Raw genomic sequence first — 354 nt, 5'->3', positions numbered from 1 at the left:
ACACCGAGCGCATGCTCGATTGCCGCAAGCGTGTAAACCGCCTGCCGCTGGGCGCCGCCGCACTGGCCGGCACGAGCTACCCGATCGACCGCGAATTCGTCGCGCAGCAACTGGGCTTTGACGGCGTGTGCCGCAACTCGCTGGATGCCGTGTCCGACCGCGACTTCGCCATCGAATTCTGCGCCGCGGCCGCTCTCATCATGACGCATATCTCGCGCTTCTCTGAAGAGCTCGTGCTGTGGATGAGCCCGCGCGTCGGATTTATCGACATTGCGGACCGTTTCTGCACCGGCAGCTCGATCATGCCGCAGAAGAAGAACCCCGACGTGCCGGAACTCGCGCGCGGCAAGACCG

Annotated in this window: 1 protein-coding gene; it reads left to right on the top strand. The window is 64.7% G+C overall.

The genetic code is table 11. The features are described 5' to 3' along the window. Positions 1–354: lyase family protein (locus RVY79_RS18105; RefSeq protein WP_317465913.1), on the top strand; the 354-nt coding region annotated here is incomplete at both ends.

Source organism: Chromohalobacter sp. HP20-39 (assembly GCF_033052815.1).
Lineage (GTDB): Bacteria > Pseudomonadota > Gammaproteobacteria > Pseudomonadales > Halomonadaceae > Chromohalobacter.
This window is presented reverse-complemented; position numbering and strand designations above follow the sequence as displayed.